Origin of the sequence: Marivita sp. (assembly GCF_051859345.1) — a bacterium.
In the GTDB taxonomy this organism is placed as follows: domain Bacteria; phylum Pseudomonadota; class Alphaproteobacteria; order Rhodobacterales; family Rhodobacteraceae; genus Marivita.
Map to the genome: position 1 here is coordinate 32968 of NZ_JBHYFV010000013.1, position 16361 is coordinate 49328.

14 protein-coding genes are annotated in these 16361 nt (G+C 61.7%); 10 read left to right on the forward strand and 4 right to left on the reverse strand.

Annotated elements, in window-relative coordinates; translation table 11 throughout:
- Positions 1–37: 37 nt before the first annotated feature.
- Positions 38–1588, reverse strand: coding sequence for an exodeoxyribonuclease VII large subunit (gene xseA, locus ACTIEN_RS10470; RefSeq protein ID WP_439523074.1), 1551 nt, complete (start codon positions 1586–1588; stop codon positions 38–40).
- 76 nt (positions 1589–1664) lie between these two features.
- On the opposite strand from xseA, the gene purD reads away from it, so the two are divergent.
- The 8 genes from purD to ACTIEN_RS10510 all read left to right on the forward strand — a co-directional run bounded on the left by purD (position 1665) and on the right by ACTIEN_RS10510 (position 9240).
- The gene (gene purD / locus ACTIEN_RS10475; RefSeq protein WP_439523075.1) at positions 1665–2927 is read left to right on the forward strand and encodes a phosphoribosylamine--glycine ligase; all 1263 of its coding nucleotides are present in this window, start codon (positions 1665–1667) and stop codon (positions 2925–2927) included.
- Complete coding sequence (locus ACTIEN_RS10480; protein WP_439523076.1) at positions 2928–3521, forward strand: LysE/ArgO family amino acid transporter; 594 nt, start codon at positions 2928–2930, stop codon at positions 3519–3521.
- A gap of 78 nt (positions 3522–3599) precedes the next feature.
- The gene (locus ACTIEN_RS10485; RefSeq protein ID WP_439523077.1) at positions 3600–4511 is read left to right on the forward strand and encodes a DMT family transporter; all 912 of its coding nucleotides are present in this window, start codon (positions 3600–3602) and stop codon (positions 4509–4511) included.
- A 143-nt stretch (positions 4512–4654) separates the two neighbouring features.
- The gene (locus ACTIEN_RS10490) at positions 4655–4852 is read left to right on the forward strand and encodes a hypothetical protein (protein ID WP_439523078.1); all 198 of its coding nucleotides are present in this window, start codon (positions 4655–4657) and stop codon (positions 4850–4852) included.
- A gap of 85 nt (positions 4853–4937) precedes the next feature.
- Complete coding sequence (locus ACTIEN_RS10495) at positions 4938–5390, forward strand: methyltransferase family protein (protein WP_439523079.1); 453 nt, start codon at positions 4938–4940, stop codon at positions 5388–5390.
- Between the two features lie 136 nt (positions 5391–5526).
- Positions 5527–7098: a Re/Si-specific NAD(P)(+) transhydrogenase subunit alpha gene (locus ACTIEN_RS10500; protein WP_439523080.1), complete on the forward strand. Its 1572-nt coding sequence runs from the start codon at positions 5527–5529 to the stop codon at positions 7096–7098.
- Between the two features lie 13 nt (positions 7099–7111).
- Complete coding sequence (locus tag ACTIEN_RS10505) at positions 7112–8608, forward strand: NAD(P)(+) transhydrogenase (Re/Si-specific) subunit beta (RefSeq protein ID WP_439523081.1); 1497 nt, start codon at positions 7112–7114, stop codon at positions 8606–8608.
- A gap of 194 nt (positions 8609–8802) precedes the next feature.
- Positions 8803–9240, forward strand: coding sequence for a phosphate-starvation-inducible PsiE family protein (locus ACTIEN_RS10510; protein WP_439523082.1), 438 nt, complete (start codon positions 8803–8805; stop codon positions 9238–9240).
- A gap of 31 nt (positions 9241–9271) precedes the next feature.
- On the opposite strand, the gene ACTIEN_RS10515 is transcribed toward ACTIEN_RS10510, so the two are convergent.
- Complete coding sequence (locus ACTIEN_RS10515) at positions 9272–9808, reverse strand: flavodoxin domain-containing protein (RefSeq protein WP_439523083.1); 537 nt, start codon at positions 9806–9808, stop codon at positions 9272–9274.
- Between the two features lie 285 nt (positions 9809–10093).
- Here ACTIEN_RS10515 and ACTIEN_RS10520 point away from each other — a divergent pair, with 285 nt between their 5' ends.
- On the forward strand, positions 10094–11392 hold the full coding sequence (locus ACTIEN_RS10520; RefSeq protein WP_439523084.1) for a DUF3422 family protein: 1299 nt from the start codon (positions 10094–10096) through the stop codon (positions 11390–11392).
- 51 nt (positions 11393–11443) lie between these two features.
- Here ACTIEN_RS10520 and ACTIEN_RS10525 read toward each other — a convergent pair whose 3' ends face one another.
- Positions 11444–12991 carry a Ppx/GppA family phosphatase gene (locus ACTIEN_RS10525; protein WP_439523085.1) on the reverse strand — a complete coding sequence of 516 codons (1548 nt, stop codon included), beginning with the start codon at positions 12989–12991 and terminating at the stop codon, positions 11444–11446.
- A gap of 187 nt (positions 12992–13178) precedes the next feature.
- Here ACTIEN_RS10525 and ACTIEN_RS10530 point away from each other — a divergent pair, with 187 nt between their 5' ends.
- Positions 13179–14096, forward strand: a complete 918-nt coding sequence (locus ACTIEN_RS10530; RefSeq protein ID WP_439523086.1) for a ketopantoate reductase family protein — start codon at positions 13179–13181, stop codon at positions 14094–14096.
- Positions 14097–14144: 48 nt separating this feature from the next.
- Here ACTIEN_RS10530 and ACTIEN_RS10535 read toward each other — a convergent pair whose 3' ends face one another.
- Positions 14145–16322, reverse strand: coding sequence for an RNA degradosome polyphosphate kinase (locus ACTIEN_RS10535; RefSeq protein ID WP_439523087.1), 2178 nt, complete (start codon positions 16320–16322; stop codon positions 14145–14147).
- Positions 16323–16361 lie beyond the last annotated feature (39 nt).

Genomic DNA, 16361 nt, shown 5'->3' on the forward strand with positions numbered 1-16361 from the left:
ACGCGTTTCGAAATCGCTTGTGCACCAGGGTGCGCGGTCAGAACAACGATCCCTGTTCAGGCGGTTTTGCCTTGGACTTCGGCGCGGGCCTCGTCCCGGCTGCGCCCACGGTCATCCGGCCATCGGCAAATTCGATCTCCAATGCGCTTGCCTTGCCCGCTTTGGCCTTGCTCGTGACCACGTCGCCGTCGCCACGCACCACCGCATAGCCGCGCTTGAGCGTTTCCTTGTATCCCAGCGTCTCGCGCAGGCGATCCAGCGCGGACAGGCGGCTTTGCCAGTCGCGGACCTGCGCCTGACCGGCTTTCGAAAGCCGGTGCGCCACTGCATCCAGCCGGTCGCGCTTGGCGGCAAGATCGCGTTCGATGGGTTTCAGCGTCAGCCTGTCAGCGCGCCGCGCCAGCGCTTCTCGCTTGGTGTCGACGACACGGGCGAGGCCGGGGGCGAGCCGTCCACTGCTCTGGTCAAACCGTCGCCGCTGTTCGGCCAGACCGCGGCCAAGCAAAGAGGGGCGCAAGGAGGCAGACGCCTCGATCAGCCGCCCGCGCCGCAAATCGACCGACCGGATCAATGCGCGTGGCAGGCGGTCCGACATCAGGTCCAGCCGTTGCGACGGACCCGACAGCAGACTGTCCGGCCGCGGCAGGGCGCGCGCAAGATCGCGCAGGCGCTGGTCGCGGGTCTGCATCCGCTGCAACACCGCGCGGGTCATGCGCGCCTGTTGATCACCGACCCAGCCCAGAAGTTCGAGCCGCACCGGAACGGCGATTTCCGCCGCTGCCGTCGGGGTGGGCGCGCGCTGGTCGGACACGAAGTCGATCAGCGTCGTGTCGGTCTCGTGGCCCACCGCCGAGATCAGCGGGATCTCCGACGCCGCCGCCGCGCGGGCCACGATTTCCTCGTTGAAACCCCAGAGGTCTTCGATGCTGCCACCGCCGCGCGCCACGATCAGCAGGTCGGGTCGGGGCAGGGCGCCGCCCGGTGACAGCGCGTTGAACCCGGCAATCGCGCGGGCCACCTCGGGCGCGCAGGCGGCACCTTGCACCGCCACCGGCCACACCAGCACCTTGCGCGGAAAGCGGTCGCGCAGCCGGTGCAGGATATCCCGGATCACCGCCCCCGAGGGCGAGGTGATCACCCCGATGATGTCGGGCAGGTAGGGAAGTTCCTTCTTGCGCGCCGGATCGAACAGGCCTTCGGCGGCAAGTGCCTTCTTGCGCTTTTCCAGCATCGCCATCAGCGCGCCTTCACCCGCAACTGTCACCTCGTCGACATTGAGGTTGTACTTGGACTGCCCGCCAAACGCCGTCATGCGCCCGGTGACGACCACTTCGAGCCCTTCCTTGGGTACGACCGAAAGCTGCGAGACCTGGCCTTTCCACGTCGTGCAGGCCAAGACGCTGCGGTCATCCTTGACATCGTAGTACAAATGCCCCGACCGCGCCGTGAACACGCGGCCCACTTCGCCGCGCACGCGGATGCGGCCGAATTCGTTCTCCAGCGTCTTCTTTACCGCACCGGACACTTCGGACACCGAATATTCCGGCAGGTTCTGCCCCGGTCTGGGATCGTCGATCAGGTCGGACATCTCGCCTCGCTTGCTCTTGGCCTCGCGCAACCTTAGAACGCCGCCAACGCAAGGAAAAGCACGGAAGGGCGCGCGCATGAACATCCTGATCCTTGGCAGCGGCGGGCGTGAACACGCGCTGGCCTGGGCCGCGCTGCAGAACCCCAAATGTGACAAGCTGATCGTCGCGCCGGGCAACGCGGGCATCGCCCAGATCGCGGATTGTGCCGATCTCGACATCGAGGATGGTGGCGCGGTTGTGACCTTTGCCGAGGAAAACAGCATCGAGTTCGTGATTGTCGGCCCCGAAGCTCCTTTGGCCGCCGGGGTGGCGGATCGTCTTCGCGACGCGGGGCTGCTGGTGTTCGGCCCCTCCGCCGAGGCAGCGCGGCTTGAGGCATCCAAAAGCTTTACCAAGGAAATCTGTGACGCGGCCAATGCCCCGACAGCCGCCTATGGTCACTTCACCGACGCCGACAGCGCCAAGGCCTATGTGCGTGCGCAGGGCGCACCCATCGTGGTCAAGGCCGACGGGCTGGCCGCTGGCAAAGGTGTGATCATCGCCGAAACCGTGGCCGAGGCCGAAGCCGCCATCGACGACATGTTCGGCGGCGCGTTTGGGGGGGCCGGGGCAGAGGTGGTGATCGAGGAATTCATGACGGGCGAAGAGGCGTCGTTCTTCGTGCTGTGTGACGGCACCGATGTGCTGCCCATCGGCACCGCGCAGGACCACAAGCGCGTCGGCGAAGGCGACACCGGCCCCAATACCGGCGGCATGGGCGCCTATTCGCCCGCGCCGGTCATGACGGAGGCCGTCACGCAAAAGGCCATGGACGAGATCATCAAGCCGACCATGGCCGAGATGGCCAAACGCGGAACGCCGTTTCAAGGCATCCTGTTTGCCGGTCTGATGATCGAAGACGGGCAACCCCGGCTGGTGGAATACAACGTGCGGTTTGGTGATCCGGAATGCCAGGTCCTGATGATGCGCCTCGGCGCGCAGGCGTTCGACCTGTTGCATGCCTGTGCCGAGAAGCGTCTGTCAGAGGCGCCGGTGAACTGGGCTGACGACCACGCGATGACGGTTGTTCTGGCTTCAAAGGGGTATCCCGGCCCCTATGAAAAAGGCTCTGTGATCAGCGGTCTGGAAGGTCTGCCGGAAGACAGTTTCCGGATGATGTTCCATGCAGGCACCACCGAAAAAGATGGCAAGATCATCGCCAGTGGCGGGCGCGTGCTGAATGCCACTGCGCGTGGGGCCACCCTTCAGGAGGCTCGGGATCGCGCGTATGAGCAGGTGGATGCGGTTGACTGGCCTCAAGGCTTCCACCGCCGCGATATCGGCTGGCGGGCGCTCTGAATGGCGACGGCCCTGGCCGGGTTTGCGCTTGGCTTTTCCCTGATCCTTGCCATTGGCGCACAGAACGCTTTTGTGCTGCGGCAGGGATTGCTGAGATCCCATGTGTTCGCGGTCTGCCTGACCTGCGCGCTGTCGGATGCGATCCTGATTGCCGCCGGGGTCGCCGGCTTTGGCGCGCTGACGCAGGCCGTTCCCGGGCTTGAACTTGCCATGCGCCTGTTGGGGGCGGGTTTCCTGATCTGGTACGGTGCACGCACCCTTCTCAGCGCATGGCGCGGAGGGCAGGTGATGCAGGCCGGGCAGGCAGCGGGATCGCTGCGCACCGCTTTGCTGACCTGCCTCGCGCTGACATGGCTCAATCCGCATGTGTATCTCGACACGGTGGTCCTGTTGGGTGCGGTCGCGGCACAATACGACGACCGGCTGAATTTCGCGCTGGGCGCGATGACCGCCAGTTTCGTTTTCTTCTTCTCGCTGGGCTATGGCGCACGGCTTTTGGCGCCGTTTTTTGCAAAGCCCCGCGCGTGGCAAGTGCTGGATGTGATCATCGGCGTGATCATGTGGGCGATTGCGGCCAAGCTGCTGTTGATGTGACACTGCTAAGGCCGCCGTCAGATCTGATGAGCCCCCCTTGCGCTTTCCCGAGGCTTCCGGTCCATTGCAGCCATGCGCATGTCTTCACCTGTCAACAGCACGTCCAATCCGGTCAAGGGCGTCTTCTGGATGATCACGACGGGGCTGTGTTTCGTGACCGTCACAGCCCTTGTCAAGACACTCGGAGGGCGCATTCCTGCGGCGGAATCGGCGTTTCTGCGCTACCTGATCGGCTTGGTGTTCCTGATCCCTGTGTGGCGCGTCCTGATGGCCGTGCGGCTGACCGGGCGACAGAAGAAACTCTTTGCCGTTCGGGGTCTTGTTCATTCGCTCGGCGTGATCCTGTGGTTCTTTGCCATGACCCGTATCCCGATCGCAGAAGTCACCGCGATGAACTATCTCAACCCGGTCTATGTGACGATCCTTGCGGTGTTCGTGCTGGGCGAAACGCTGGCGCTGCGGCGCGCCATGGCGGTGGCGGCGGCGCTGGTGGGGGCGCTGATCATCCTGCGTCCGGGCTTTCGCGAACTCGATCCCGGCCATATCGCCATGCTGGGCACGGCCCTTTTGTTTGCGGGCAGTTACCTGATCGCCAAGATCGTGTCGGGGGAATTGCCCGCCAGCATCGTTGTGGCGCTGCTGTCGATCACGGTGACCATTGGTCTTGCGCCTTTTGCATTCGCGGTCTGGGTCACGCCAAGCCTTGCCGATCTGGGGATACTGGCGGCCATCGCCTGTTTCGCAACCGCCGGTCACTACACCATGACCCTTGCCTTCGCCGCGGCGCCAGTGACCGTGACTCAGCCCGTGACCTTTCTTCAACTGGTCTGGTCGGTCCTGCTGGGCATGATGTTCTTTGACGAACCCGCAGATCCGTGGGTTATCCTCGGGGGTGGCGTAATTATGGCTTCGGTGATCTTCATCACCTGGCGTGAAGCCCGCCTGCGCAAGATTCACCGAACGCCAAACGTCAACGAAACAAAGGGGTAAGGTGACCTTACGTCGCCCTACCTGACTTTGTGGCAGGCCCTCCAGAAACATTGTTTCGGTTTCCGCAAAAAACCGGGATTGGTTCCAAAATTGGTCACAATCCGGCGCGACAAACAGGGAAGGTAATGTACGAGGAGAGACCCATGTTTGCCGAAACTTTTTCAAGCGCCAATCTTGGCGACTTACGCCACTTCCTTGTGTCCGAGCGTGAAAAGACGCTGTCGGATACCGAATGGAAATTCCGCATGCGCGGCTATGGTTTTCACGTCAAACGCGTTGATGGCGGCGTGATGGTGGCACGGATCGCGAAGAACGAAATCCTCGGCTGCGTTAAGATGTGATCTTGTCGGCCGCTGCGCTTGTGGCGGCCATTTGTCCATCTGTCGCGTCTCGCGCTTTGCACAGCGCTTTGCTATACGCCGCGACATGCAGAAGAATATTGATCTTCCTCCTGTCTGGCTGCTTGGCGCGCTGATCCTTGCGTGGCTGCAAAAGACGTACGCAAGCTACGGGCTTGGCTTTGGACCTGTCTGGGCAGATCTGCTGGGTGGTCTTCTGGTTGGCGCGGGCATTGTTCTGATGGCACTGGCGGTCTACGAATTCCGCCGCCACCGCACGACGATCATGCCACACCGCGAGGCAGATGCGCTGGTGACCAGCGGCATTTTCAAGCGCTCGCGCAATCCCATCTACCTTGCTGATTCGTTGATCCTGACCGGAATGATCCTCTATTGGGATGCGGTGTTATCGCTCCCATTGATCCCGCTCTTTGTCTGGTGGATCGAGAAACACTTCATTATAGCCGAAGAAAAACGCTTGCGGCGAAATTTTCGTGCGGATTTTGCACGATATGAGAAACAAACGCGACGTTGGCTCTAGCCGATCATGCACATCTGTTCTAGATGAGCGGTTCGCGGGTGGGCAGCATTGTGCGCTTTAGGTCAGCATTGTAGACCCATCGCCGGAAAACATGCCGCTACGGCACTTCGGAACGAAGCAAAGGGGGACGGCTCAGGTGAAAATCGGGACGCCAAAAGAAGTGATGAAGGGTGAGGCACGCGTTGCCATGACCCCGGATTCCGCCCGCCAGCTGCAAAAGCTCGGGTACGACTGTATCATCGAAACCGGCGCAGGCGACGCGGCAGGGTATAGCGACGCAACCTACAAAGAGGCTGGCGTCGAGGTTGTCAAAACCGCCGCCGCGCTTTGGAAAGCGGCCGATGTGGTCGCCAAGGTCCGCCCACCCACCGACGCCGAGCTGAAGAAAGCGCGCGATGGTCAGTTGCTGATCTCGTTCTTCTGGCCAGCCCAGAACGAAAAACTGATGCAGCAGGCCGCTGATCAGGGCACATCCGTGATCGCGATGGACATGGTGCCGCGCATTTCCCGCGCCCAGAAGATGGACGCGCTGTCGTCGATGGCGAATATTGCGGGCTATCGTGCCGTGATCGAGGCGGGCAACAATTTCGGTCGCTTCTTCACCGGCCAGATCACCGCTGCGGGCAAGGTGCCCCCGGCCAAGGTTCTGGTTGTTGGTGCCGGTGTGGCCGGCCTTGCCGCCATCGGCACATCGACCTCGCTGGGTGCGATCACCTATGCGTTCGACGTGCGCCCCGAAGTGGCTGAACAGGTTGAATCGATGGGAGCCGAATTCGTCTTCCTCGATTTCGAGGAAGAACAGAAGGACGGCTCTGCCTCTGGCGGCTATGCCTCTGTGTCCTCACCGGAATTCACCGCAGCCCAGCTTGCAAAGTTCCGCGAACTGGCCCCCGACATCGACATCGTGATCGCCACCGCGCTGATCCCGAACCGCGAAGCGCCCGAGCTTTGGACCAAGGACATGGTCGACGCGATGAAGCCGGGATCGGTGATCATCGATCTGGCGGCGGAAAAGGGTGGCAACTGCAAGCTGACCGTGATGGACGAGAAGATCGTCACTGACAACGGTGTCACGATCATCGGTTATACCGACTTCCCCAGCCGAATGGCCACGCAGTCCTCGAACCTCTACGCGACCAACATCCGTCACATGATGACCGACCTGACCCCGGAAAAGGACGGACAGGTCAATCACAACATGGAAGACGACGTAATCCGTGGCGCCACCATCGCGCATGAAAAGGCCGTCACCTTCCCGCCACCCCCGCCAAAGGTGAACGCGATTGCCGCGAAGCCCAAGGAAAAGGTCAAGGAACTCACACCCGAAGAAAAGCGCGCGAACGAAGTCGCCGCGTTCAAGGCACAGACCAAGCAGCAGGTCACGTTGCTGGCCATCGGGGCCGCTCTGGTTCTGGGTGTTGGTCTGGTCGCTCCGGCCAGCTTCATGCAGCATTTCATCGTGTTCGTGCTGTCGGTTTTCATCGGCTTCCAGGTGATCTGGAACGTCGCGCATTCGCTGCACACACCGCTGATGGCCGTCACCAACGCGATCTCGTCGATCATCATTCTGGGCGCGCTGATCCAGATCGGGTCCAGTTCGCTGCTCATCACTTTGCTGGCGGCGCTGGGTATCTTCATGGCCTCGATCAACATATTCGGCGGCTTCCTCGTGACACGGCGCATGCTCGCCATGTTCCAGAAATCCTAAGGGGGCAGGCACCATGGAATTCGGATTCACCATCGCGGCCTATGCGGTCGCAGCGGTTCTCTTCATCCTGTCGCTTGGCGGGCTGAGCGGTCAGGAAAGCGCCAAACGGGCCGTCTGGTACGGCATTGTCGGCATGGCCATCGCGGTTCTTGCCACGCTCATGGGACCGGGGCAGGGGCTGTTTGTGGCTTCCATCGTCCTGATCGCGCTGGGCGCGGGTGTGGGCTACCAACTCGCCACGCGGGTTCAGATGACCCAGATGCCCGAGCTTGTGGCCATCATGCACAGCCTTGTCGGTCTGGCAGCGGTGTTCGTGGGCTTCAACGCCGACATCATGATCAACAATATCGGTGATCTCTACGACGCGAACGGCCTTGTCATGGGCGCGGTTGCGGATGACGGCTACACTGCCATTGGCCTGCCGAAAGAGGTCTATGACGGGCTGTCGTCCTTCGGCAAACTGATCGCCAAGAAAACCAATGTCGAGATCAACATCCTCAAGGTCGAACTGGTGCTGGGCATCTGGATCGGTGCCGTGACCTTTACCGGGTCGGTCATCGCCTATGGCAAACTGGCAGGCAAGGTGGACAGCGGCGCGAATAAGCTGCCGGGCGGTCACCTGCTCAATGCCGGTGCTGCGGGTCTGTCGCTGTTGCTGGCGGCAATGTATCTGGGTGGTTCGGGCAGCTGGACACTGGTTCTGCTGACTCTGCTGGCGCTGTTCATCGGCTACCATTTGATCATGGGCATCGGCGGCGCCGACATGCCGGTCGTGGTCTCCATGCTCAACAGCTATTCGGGCTGGGCGGCTGCCGCGATTGGCTTCAGCCTCGGCAACGACCTCTTGATCGTGGTCGGTGCGTTGGTCGGCTCTTCCGGTGCGATCCTGTCCTACATCATGTGCAAGGCGATGAACCGCAGCTTCATCAGCGTGATCCTGGGCGGCTTTGGCGGTCCGGCAGGCGAACAGATGGCTGTGGAAGGCGAACAGATCGCCATTGACGCCGATGGTGTGGCGGGCGCGCTCGACGAGGCCGACAGCGTCATCATCATTCCGGGCTACGGCATGGCGGTGGCACAGGCACAGCAGAACGTGGCGGAACTCACCCGTCGCCTGCGCGCCAAGGGCAAATCCGTGCGCTTTGCGATCCACCCGGTTGCGGGGCGTCTGCCCGGCCACATGAACGTGCTGCTGGCCGAAGCCAAAGTGCCCTATGACATCGTGCTCGAGATGGACGAGATCAACGACGACTTCCCGGATACGGATGTCGCCATCGTCATCGGCTCGAACGACATCGTGAACCCGGCAGCCCAGGACGATCCCAACAGTCCCATCGCCGGGATGCCGGTTCTGGAATGCTGGAAGGCCAAGCAGGTCTTCGTGTCCAAGCGCGGGCAGGGCACCGGCTATTCGGGCATCGAAAACCCGCTGTTCTTCAAGGACAACACGCGGATGTTCTACGGGGACGCCAAGAAGTCACTGGAAGACCTGCTGACCCGGATTAGCTGAACCGCACTTTGGCGAAGATTGAAAACCCCGGTCCCAGTGGCCGGGGTTTTTTGTTCTGCGCCGCTGCAATCTGGCCCGGACCAGAATTCCGGGTTGCAATCGAGTACGGGGCGATGCGGCTGGTCATGGGGGTTTGGCGCATTATGTCCCTGAACGGACGCCATTCACACGACACCAAAGAGGCCTCCGGACACATGAACGACTTTGTCAGCGCCGCCTACGATCGGTTCGCCATTTTCATCGCCCTGTTGCTTCTGATGGGAACTGCGGTGGTGATCGTCATAGCGACTTTCTCATTCCTCCTCCTGACGTGGGAGGTGCTTCTGGGCGCGATGGGTGGCACCTCGTACGCGACCCTCCAGCGCGTCTTCGATGCTCTGCTTGGTGCGATCATCGCATTGGAACTCGCGCATTCCGTAAAACTCATGGTCACCGGGCAGCGCGGCTTCGGACAGGTCCGCATCGTTCTGGTGATCGGTATTCTTGCGGTCGTGAGAAAGCTTATCGTTATCGAATTGGAGGCTGTTTCCGGGTTTCTCCTGCTTGGGCTGGCGGCGGCCATCATTGCCCTTGGGGGAATATACGGCTACCTGCTTTGGCTTGATCGCGACGGAACCGTAGAACGCGATTGAGCTTTCTCCGCGCGATGATCTGTTCGAAATGTCACACCGACATGTTGTTCAGCCATCCGTCAACCAGCGCGTCCAACCTGTCCCAATCCGTGTATTCTCGGTCGCTATCCAGATCGACCTCGGGATCCTTGGCCGCGATGATCCTGCGCATGATGAACCTGCGGAACACGTCATAGCGTGACGGAGCATATGCACCTGCCACCTGCGCCACGTCCCCCGGAGTCCAACCTGTGGCCTCACCGAATTCCGAAAGGATGGTGTCGAGTGTCCGCCAATCGTCGGCATCATGCCCGGCGGCCGCCAGGGATACGGAAATCATCAGCGATGGCATGTCGTTCAGGGTGTCCGCATGTTGCGCGGCAAAGCCAGACAATGCCTTCTGATAGTGTCCCGCATGCAGCGAGCCCGCCAGTATCACACCGTCGAACCGCGTCAGGTCCATCGTTTCCGCATCTGCCACGGGGGACAGTTCGATCATATGCCCCATGTCGAAAAGGCGATCCGCAATGTGACGGGCAATTTTTTGAGTCTGACCTTCGGTGGTCGCGTACCCAATGAACAGTTTCATGGCCTCTCCCCTTGCTGCCAAAGTGCCACAACCCTGTGGCCCATCCAGACAGCCCGAGTTTATGACAGCGGGCACCTCCTTGCGTTGACCCATCGCAAAAACCGTTTCAGATCATGGAACTGGCGTGGTTTTGCATCTGCCGCGTATCAAGGCAGGGTGCATAGTGTCGCGCCACATCGTTCAATGCATACAGTTGAATACCGGTAAAATACTGAAATGTCTGGAAATTTCCTTTACTTGAATTGTTTGCGCGCCTAAGTCGTATCGAAATCCGAAAGACGACTCATGTCCCCGATCGAAGACCATCCGCTGCGATATGCCCTCTCGAACGAGCTGCACGCGCGCCCGTTTCCGTCGCTCGAAGCGCCGTGTCGTGCCGTGTATCTGGCGCTGAAAAAGCCCAAGGCGGCCGCCGCGCGGGACAAGACGTTGGATCTGGATCATCTCAAGGCGCTCTTGGACCGGTACGGCACCGCGCATCCGCAACCAGGGGCGACGCATTTCTCGGGCCAGATCGGTCAGAACATGCTGAAATGGGAACAGCATACCGAATTCGTCACCTACACCGTGTTTCTGAACGGTGTCTCGGACCGCCCCTTTGATCCGGCGGATATGGACGTGTTTCCCGAAAGCTGGCTTGCCTCTGCGCCCGGTGTACGCATCACATCGGCCCTGATCCGGGTCGAGGAACGTCCCGACGAAGACACGATTTCGCAACATCTCTCGGACTGGTTCGTGCCCGAAAGCCTTGCTGTCAGCCGTGTTCTGGATGACGATGCCATCGTCGCGGGCGACTTTCGCATTGATCCGGCAGGGCACCTGCGCTTTGGCTGTTTCGTCAGCAACGGGATCGGTCGCCGTCGCGTCGGGCGGATCGTACAACGCCTGTGCGAGATCGAAACCTACAAGACCATGTCGATGCTGGGCTTCACCCGCGTGCGCGAACTGGGGCCGCGCATGGGCGAGATCGACAACGAACTCAACCTTCTGATGGCCGCCATGACCCAGGGTGACGGTCAGGAAGAAGACCGCCTGAAGTCATTGCTGGCGGTCTCGGCAGAGCTTGAAAGCCTGTCCGCCCAGACTTCGTTCCGGTTTGGCGCAACCGGCGCATACGAGGCGATTGTCGGACAGCGCGTGTCGGTCCTGCGCGAAGAACGCTTTCAGGGGCGGCAGACCTTTGCCGAATTCATGACCCGTCGTTATGATCCGGCGATGCGCACGGTCAAATCCGCCGAAAACCGGCTCTCGGCCATGGCCGCGCGGGCGGTGCGCGCCGGTGATCTGCTGCGCACGCGGGTCGAGGTGGCGCGGTCCGCGCAGAACCAGCAATTGCTCGAGAGCATGAACCAGCGCGCCGACATGCAGCTGCGCCTGCAAAAGACGGTCGAAGGCCTGTCGGTTGTGGCGATCAGCTATTACGCGGTGTCGCTGGCGGGATACCTGCTGTATCCGGTCTCGGCGATGATGGACATCTCCAAAGGCGCGGTGACGGCGCTGGTCACGATCCCGGTTGTGCTCTTGGTCTGGTTTGCCATCCGCCGCATTCGCCGCGTGGTCGAACAGGATGGGCCTGACCTCTAGGGATGGCGTATTGGCCGTTGACGTTTCCGTCGACGGAAACAACCGGATGCTTCACCGCTTGATGAGAACCTCGGTTTCTGCCCCCAGCGATGACGCAAGGGACGCAAACCGCGCCTCGGCCACTTCCCCGTAAAGCGGCACCGACGCCTTGGTCAGCTTCAGGCGCAACAGCTTCTTGCGCGGCTGCCATTCCAGCGCCGTGCCGTCCGCGCTTGCATCCGACATCCAGAGCATCGACCCGAAGCGCAGCGCCTTGCCGAGAACTTCGGCCTCCAGCGTCGCCTTTTCCGACAGCAGCCCTTCCAGATCCTCGAACCGCGTGCCCTCGCGCTTGTTCTTGTAGCGATGCAGCAGGGCCAGCCCCAGGAACACACGTTCGGAATGTTTCAACCCGCCAAGGTTGGCGCGTGTGGCGTTGTCGAAACAGGTCTCCGCGCGATAGTCCGGATGCGCGCGCCAGCTGACATCATGCAGCAGGCATGCCGCCTTGATCAGCCGCGTCCGCGCTGCATCGACACTTGAAAACAAGGGCGTGACAAAGCGATACAGTTTTTTGCCGAAACCCGGCAACCGCGCGTCTTTCGCCTCGGCAAAGCGGCATGCCTCGATCAGCGGATCGCGGTCCCTCAAATCCTGCGGCATCTGTTCGTAGAGCAGCCCCTCGCGGATGCCATAACTTGATATCGCGATGTCCTTGGGCTTGAACGTCTGCACCAGCCGTTTGAGCACATCCACCGCGTAAGGCACAAGCTCCATACGGGCATTGGAAATGCCGCAGGCCTGGCGCAGTTCTTCAAGATCGCTGGACTTGATGAACTTCACGGTCTGGTTCACCGATTTCTTGTCCATCCGGTACTCGTGCAGCACATGCAACGGATAGCCGCGCCGATACATGTCGATCCGCGCAATCGCCCGCCAGGACCCGCCGACCAGGAACAACCGGTCGCGCTGTGGCCCCATATGCGTGACCAGCTTGTCCATCACCTCTTTGATGTGCAGGTCCCGGCCTTTCTGCCCACCCTTGAGGTCGCGCAATTTGAGCGGCCCGAGATTCGAGCTGATCCGCCGACCGACCCGGCCATCCGATATCTCGGCCAGTTCCATCGACGATCCGCCAATGTCGCACACCAGTCCATAGCTGCCCGGCCAGCCCAGCAACACACCCTGCGCCGACAGCCGCGCCTCTTCCTCGCCGCCGATCACCCAGATGCGCAACCCGGTCTCGCGCAGGACATCCTCGCGGAACTCCGGCCCATCCTCGGCCTCGCGCACCGCAGCGGTGGCAACGACGGACAGCGGCGGCAGGTCCATCCCCTCGGCGAGCGCCTGAAACCGCTTGAGCGCCTGCAACGCCCGGTCGCGACCTTCGGGATTGAGACGGCCCGTTTCGGACATGCCCGCGCCCAGGGCACACATGAGTTTCTCGTTGTAGAAATAGGCCGGGGACCGCGCCGCGCCGTCAAAGACAACCAGTCGGACAGAGTTCGACCCAATGTCGATCACACCCACACGCGACAGCGCGCGTGCCTTCGGATCGTTGAACAGGGGGCGGTCAAAGGGGCCCAACGTGTCGTGTTCGGCGTCTGAGGAACCGTCCATGAGGCCTCCTGATCAAGTTGCGCGCACCGTGTCAAAGCAGGAGGGGAAGGTCAAGAAAACAAGGCTTGGAAAAGCCCGTCCCCTGATGCCCCAGACGCGTCTGTGGGTCAACATAGGGCTTTCGGACCCAAAGGATATCGTCCATCTTGCCCCCGGCAACGGTCAAGGCAACAGGGAGACGCAAGAGATGCGTATTGCAACCATGGCAACGGGCGGGATCGGAGGATTTCTGGCCGTCAAACTGGCCAATGACGGGCACAGCGTGGCCACCATTGCACGCGGGGCACATCTTGGGGCGATCCGCGACAAGGGCCTGACGCTGGACGGCGCAACCGGTGTCGAAACCTGCCGTCCGGAGATCGCAACCGACCGCCCCGACGAGGTCGGTCCAGTGGATGCCATCATCTTCGGCGTCAAGGGGGACGGGCTTGAAGCAGCGGCGCGCGCCTGCCTGCCGATGATCGGCCCGGACACCGTGGTTGTTCCGTTCCTCAACGGGGTCGAGGCGTCGGACCGCCTGATCCGGATTCTGCCCGAACACAACGTGGCCAACGGCGTCGCGCGGGTGTCCACAACCATTTCCGCGCCCGGAGTGATCACGCAAACCGGGGCGTTCAACTCCTTCATCTTTGCCGAACGCGACAGCCGACCCTCGGCGCGCATCGACGCGCTGCGCGACGCCATCACCGCCGCTGGATCGTCTGCACCCCCAACCGATGACATCGTCAGGGAACTCTGGTCGAAATTCGCCCTGTTTGCGGCGCTCTCCGGGGTGACGGCGGCGGGGCGCTGCACGATTGGCGATGTCCGGAACATCCCGCAGCTTGAAAGCCTGTTCAAACGGGCGTTGTCGGAAATCGTCGCGATTGGCCGGGCCTTCGGGGTCGAGCTGGATGTCGATATCGAAGAACAGGTCTGGTCCAGCATGCAAGGCTTCCCGCCAGAGGGGCGCGCCTCCACGGCGATTGACCTGGAAAAGGGTCGTCCCCTGGAAATCGAATGGGTGTCCGGGGCCGCGACCCGTCTTGCCGCTCAGATGGGGATCGACGCGCCGGTCAACAGCGCACTCTATGCCATCCTCTTGCCCCATAAACACGGGCGCTGACCGGCTTTTGCAAAAGCCGGACAAGACCTTTGCAAAGGTCTTGCCGCCCTATTCCTCGGTATGGGTCAGTTTGGGAACATCGGATGCGCCCGCCGACCCGCGACCCGACAGCGACGGGTTCTCCATGAAGAACCGATGGCAGTTGAACGCAAACGCACCCTCATCCCAGGTGGTGCGCACAAACGCGCCATCGGGCTGCATGATCCAGCTTTGCGCCACATCCGCCAGGTTGGCCGCCATGATCTGGCTGACGATCTGGGCCTTGACCGTGGCGTTCTCGATCTCGACCAGCGTTTCGACCCGGCGGGTCAGGTTGCGGCCCATCCAGTCGGCGGACGACATGAACACCCGTGCTTTCTTGTGCGGCAACCCATGGCCATTGCCGAAACAGATGATGCGCGAATGCTCGAGGAACCGCCCGACGATGGACTTGACGCGGATGTTCTCGCTCAGCCCCTTGACCCCCGGTCGCACGCCGCAGATGCCACGGATCACGCAGTCGATCTTTACCCCGGCTTCGGAGGCGGCATAAAGCGCGTCGATCATGTCCGGTTCGATCAGCGAATTCATCTTGAGCCAGATCTGCGCCGGTTTGCCCGCGCGGGCATGGCTTGCCTCGGCTTCGATCATTTCCAGCATCTTGGGCTTGAGCGAATGCGGCGAGATGCTCAGGTTCTCAAGCCCGTCCGGCAGGGCGTATCCCGACAGGTAGTTGAACACCTTGGTTGCGTCCCGGCCCAAGGGGGCATCGCAGGTGAAAAAGCTCAGATCGGTGTAGATCGTGGCGGTGATCGGGTGGTAATTGCCAGTGCCGTAATGCGTGTAGGTGACCAGCTTGGTGCCTTCGCGGCGCACCACGATGGAAATCTTGGCGTGGGTCTTCCAATCCAGAAACCCGTAGACCACATGCGCGCCCGACCGTTCAAGACGCCGCGACTGGCGGATGTTGGCGGCCTCGTCGAACCGGGCTTTCAGCTCGACCAGGGCGGTCACCGACTTGCCGTCCTCCGCCGCCTCGCACAGCGCGGCCACGATGGGCGATTGGCGCGACGTGCGGTACAGCGTCTGCTTGATCGCCACCACATCCGGATCGCGCGCCGCCTGCGCCAGGAACCGCACCACCATGTCAAAGGTCTCGTAGGGGTGGTGCAGCAGCATGTCCTTCTGCTTGATCGCCTCGAACATGTCGCCATCGAAATCCTGCACCCGTTCGGGCACGCGCGGGGTAAAAAGGGGCCAAAGCAGGTCGGGTCGGCTGTCCAGCACAAGTTCCTTGAGGTCGGCCGCACCGATCATGCCGGTCAGTTCGATCACATCGTCTTCGCGGACCCGCAATTCGCGCATCACCGTATCGCGCAGACCCTTTGACGACGACCCCGCCGAAATCGTCAGGCGCACGACCTCGCCGCGCCGCCGCCGCTTCAGGGCGACCTCGAATTCGCGCACAAGGTCTTCGGCTTCGTCCTCGACTTCGATATCGCTGTCGCGCAGCACCCGGAATCCGAAATGATCGCGCAGCTTGTAGCCCGGAAACAGCCGGTCAAAATGCAGCAGCAACACATCTTCAAGAAAGATGAACCGATCCGCGCCGTCATTCGAGGGCAGGGCGATGAAGCGATCCACCTGCGCGGGGATCGGTAACAGCGCCTGCAGACTGGTCTTGTCCTTGCGCCGTTCCAGTTGCAGGGCAAGACAATAGCCATTGTTGGCGATGAACGGAAACGGGTGCGCCGGGTCGATGGCAAGGGGGGACAGCACCGGGAACACCTGGTTCAGGAACACGTCTTCCAGAAAGGTCAGGTCCACCTCGCCCAACCCGTCACGCGACAGGATGGATATGCCTTCGGCTTCCATCTTTTGCCGCAGATCGGCCAGCACCCGCTGTTGCGACGCCATCAGCTTGCGCGCATCTTCGTTGATCAGCACAAGCTGTTCGGCCGGGGTCAGCCCATCGTCGGCGGGTGTGACATTGCCAGCCTGCGCCAGTTCCCGCAGTCCAGCCACGCGCACGGTGTAGAATTCGTCCAGATTGTTTGCCGAGATCGACAGGAACCGCAGCCGCTCGAGCAAGGGCACACGCGGGTTCTCCGCCTCTTCAAGAACACGCCAGTTGAAGCCCAGCCACGACATTTCGCGATTGAAGAAACGCCCTGGTCCGGTCAGGTCGAGATCGGGCAGGGTTGTCGGTTCGGGGCGGGGGGCGTTCAGGAAATCGGCACTGTTCATGGGCGTCCCTTAGCTGTGGCGCGTGACAGATTGGTGACA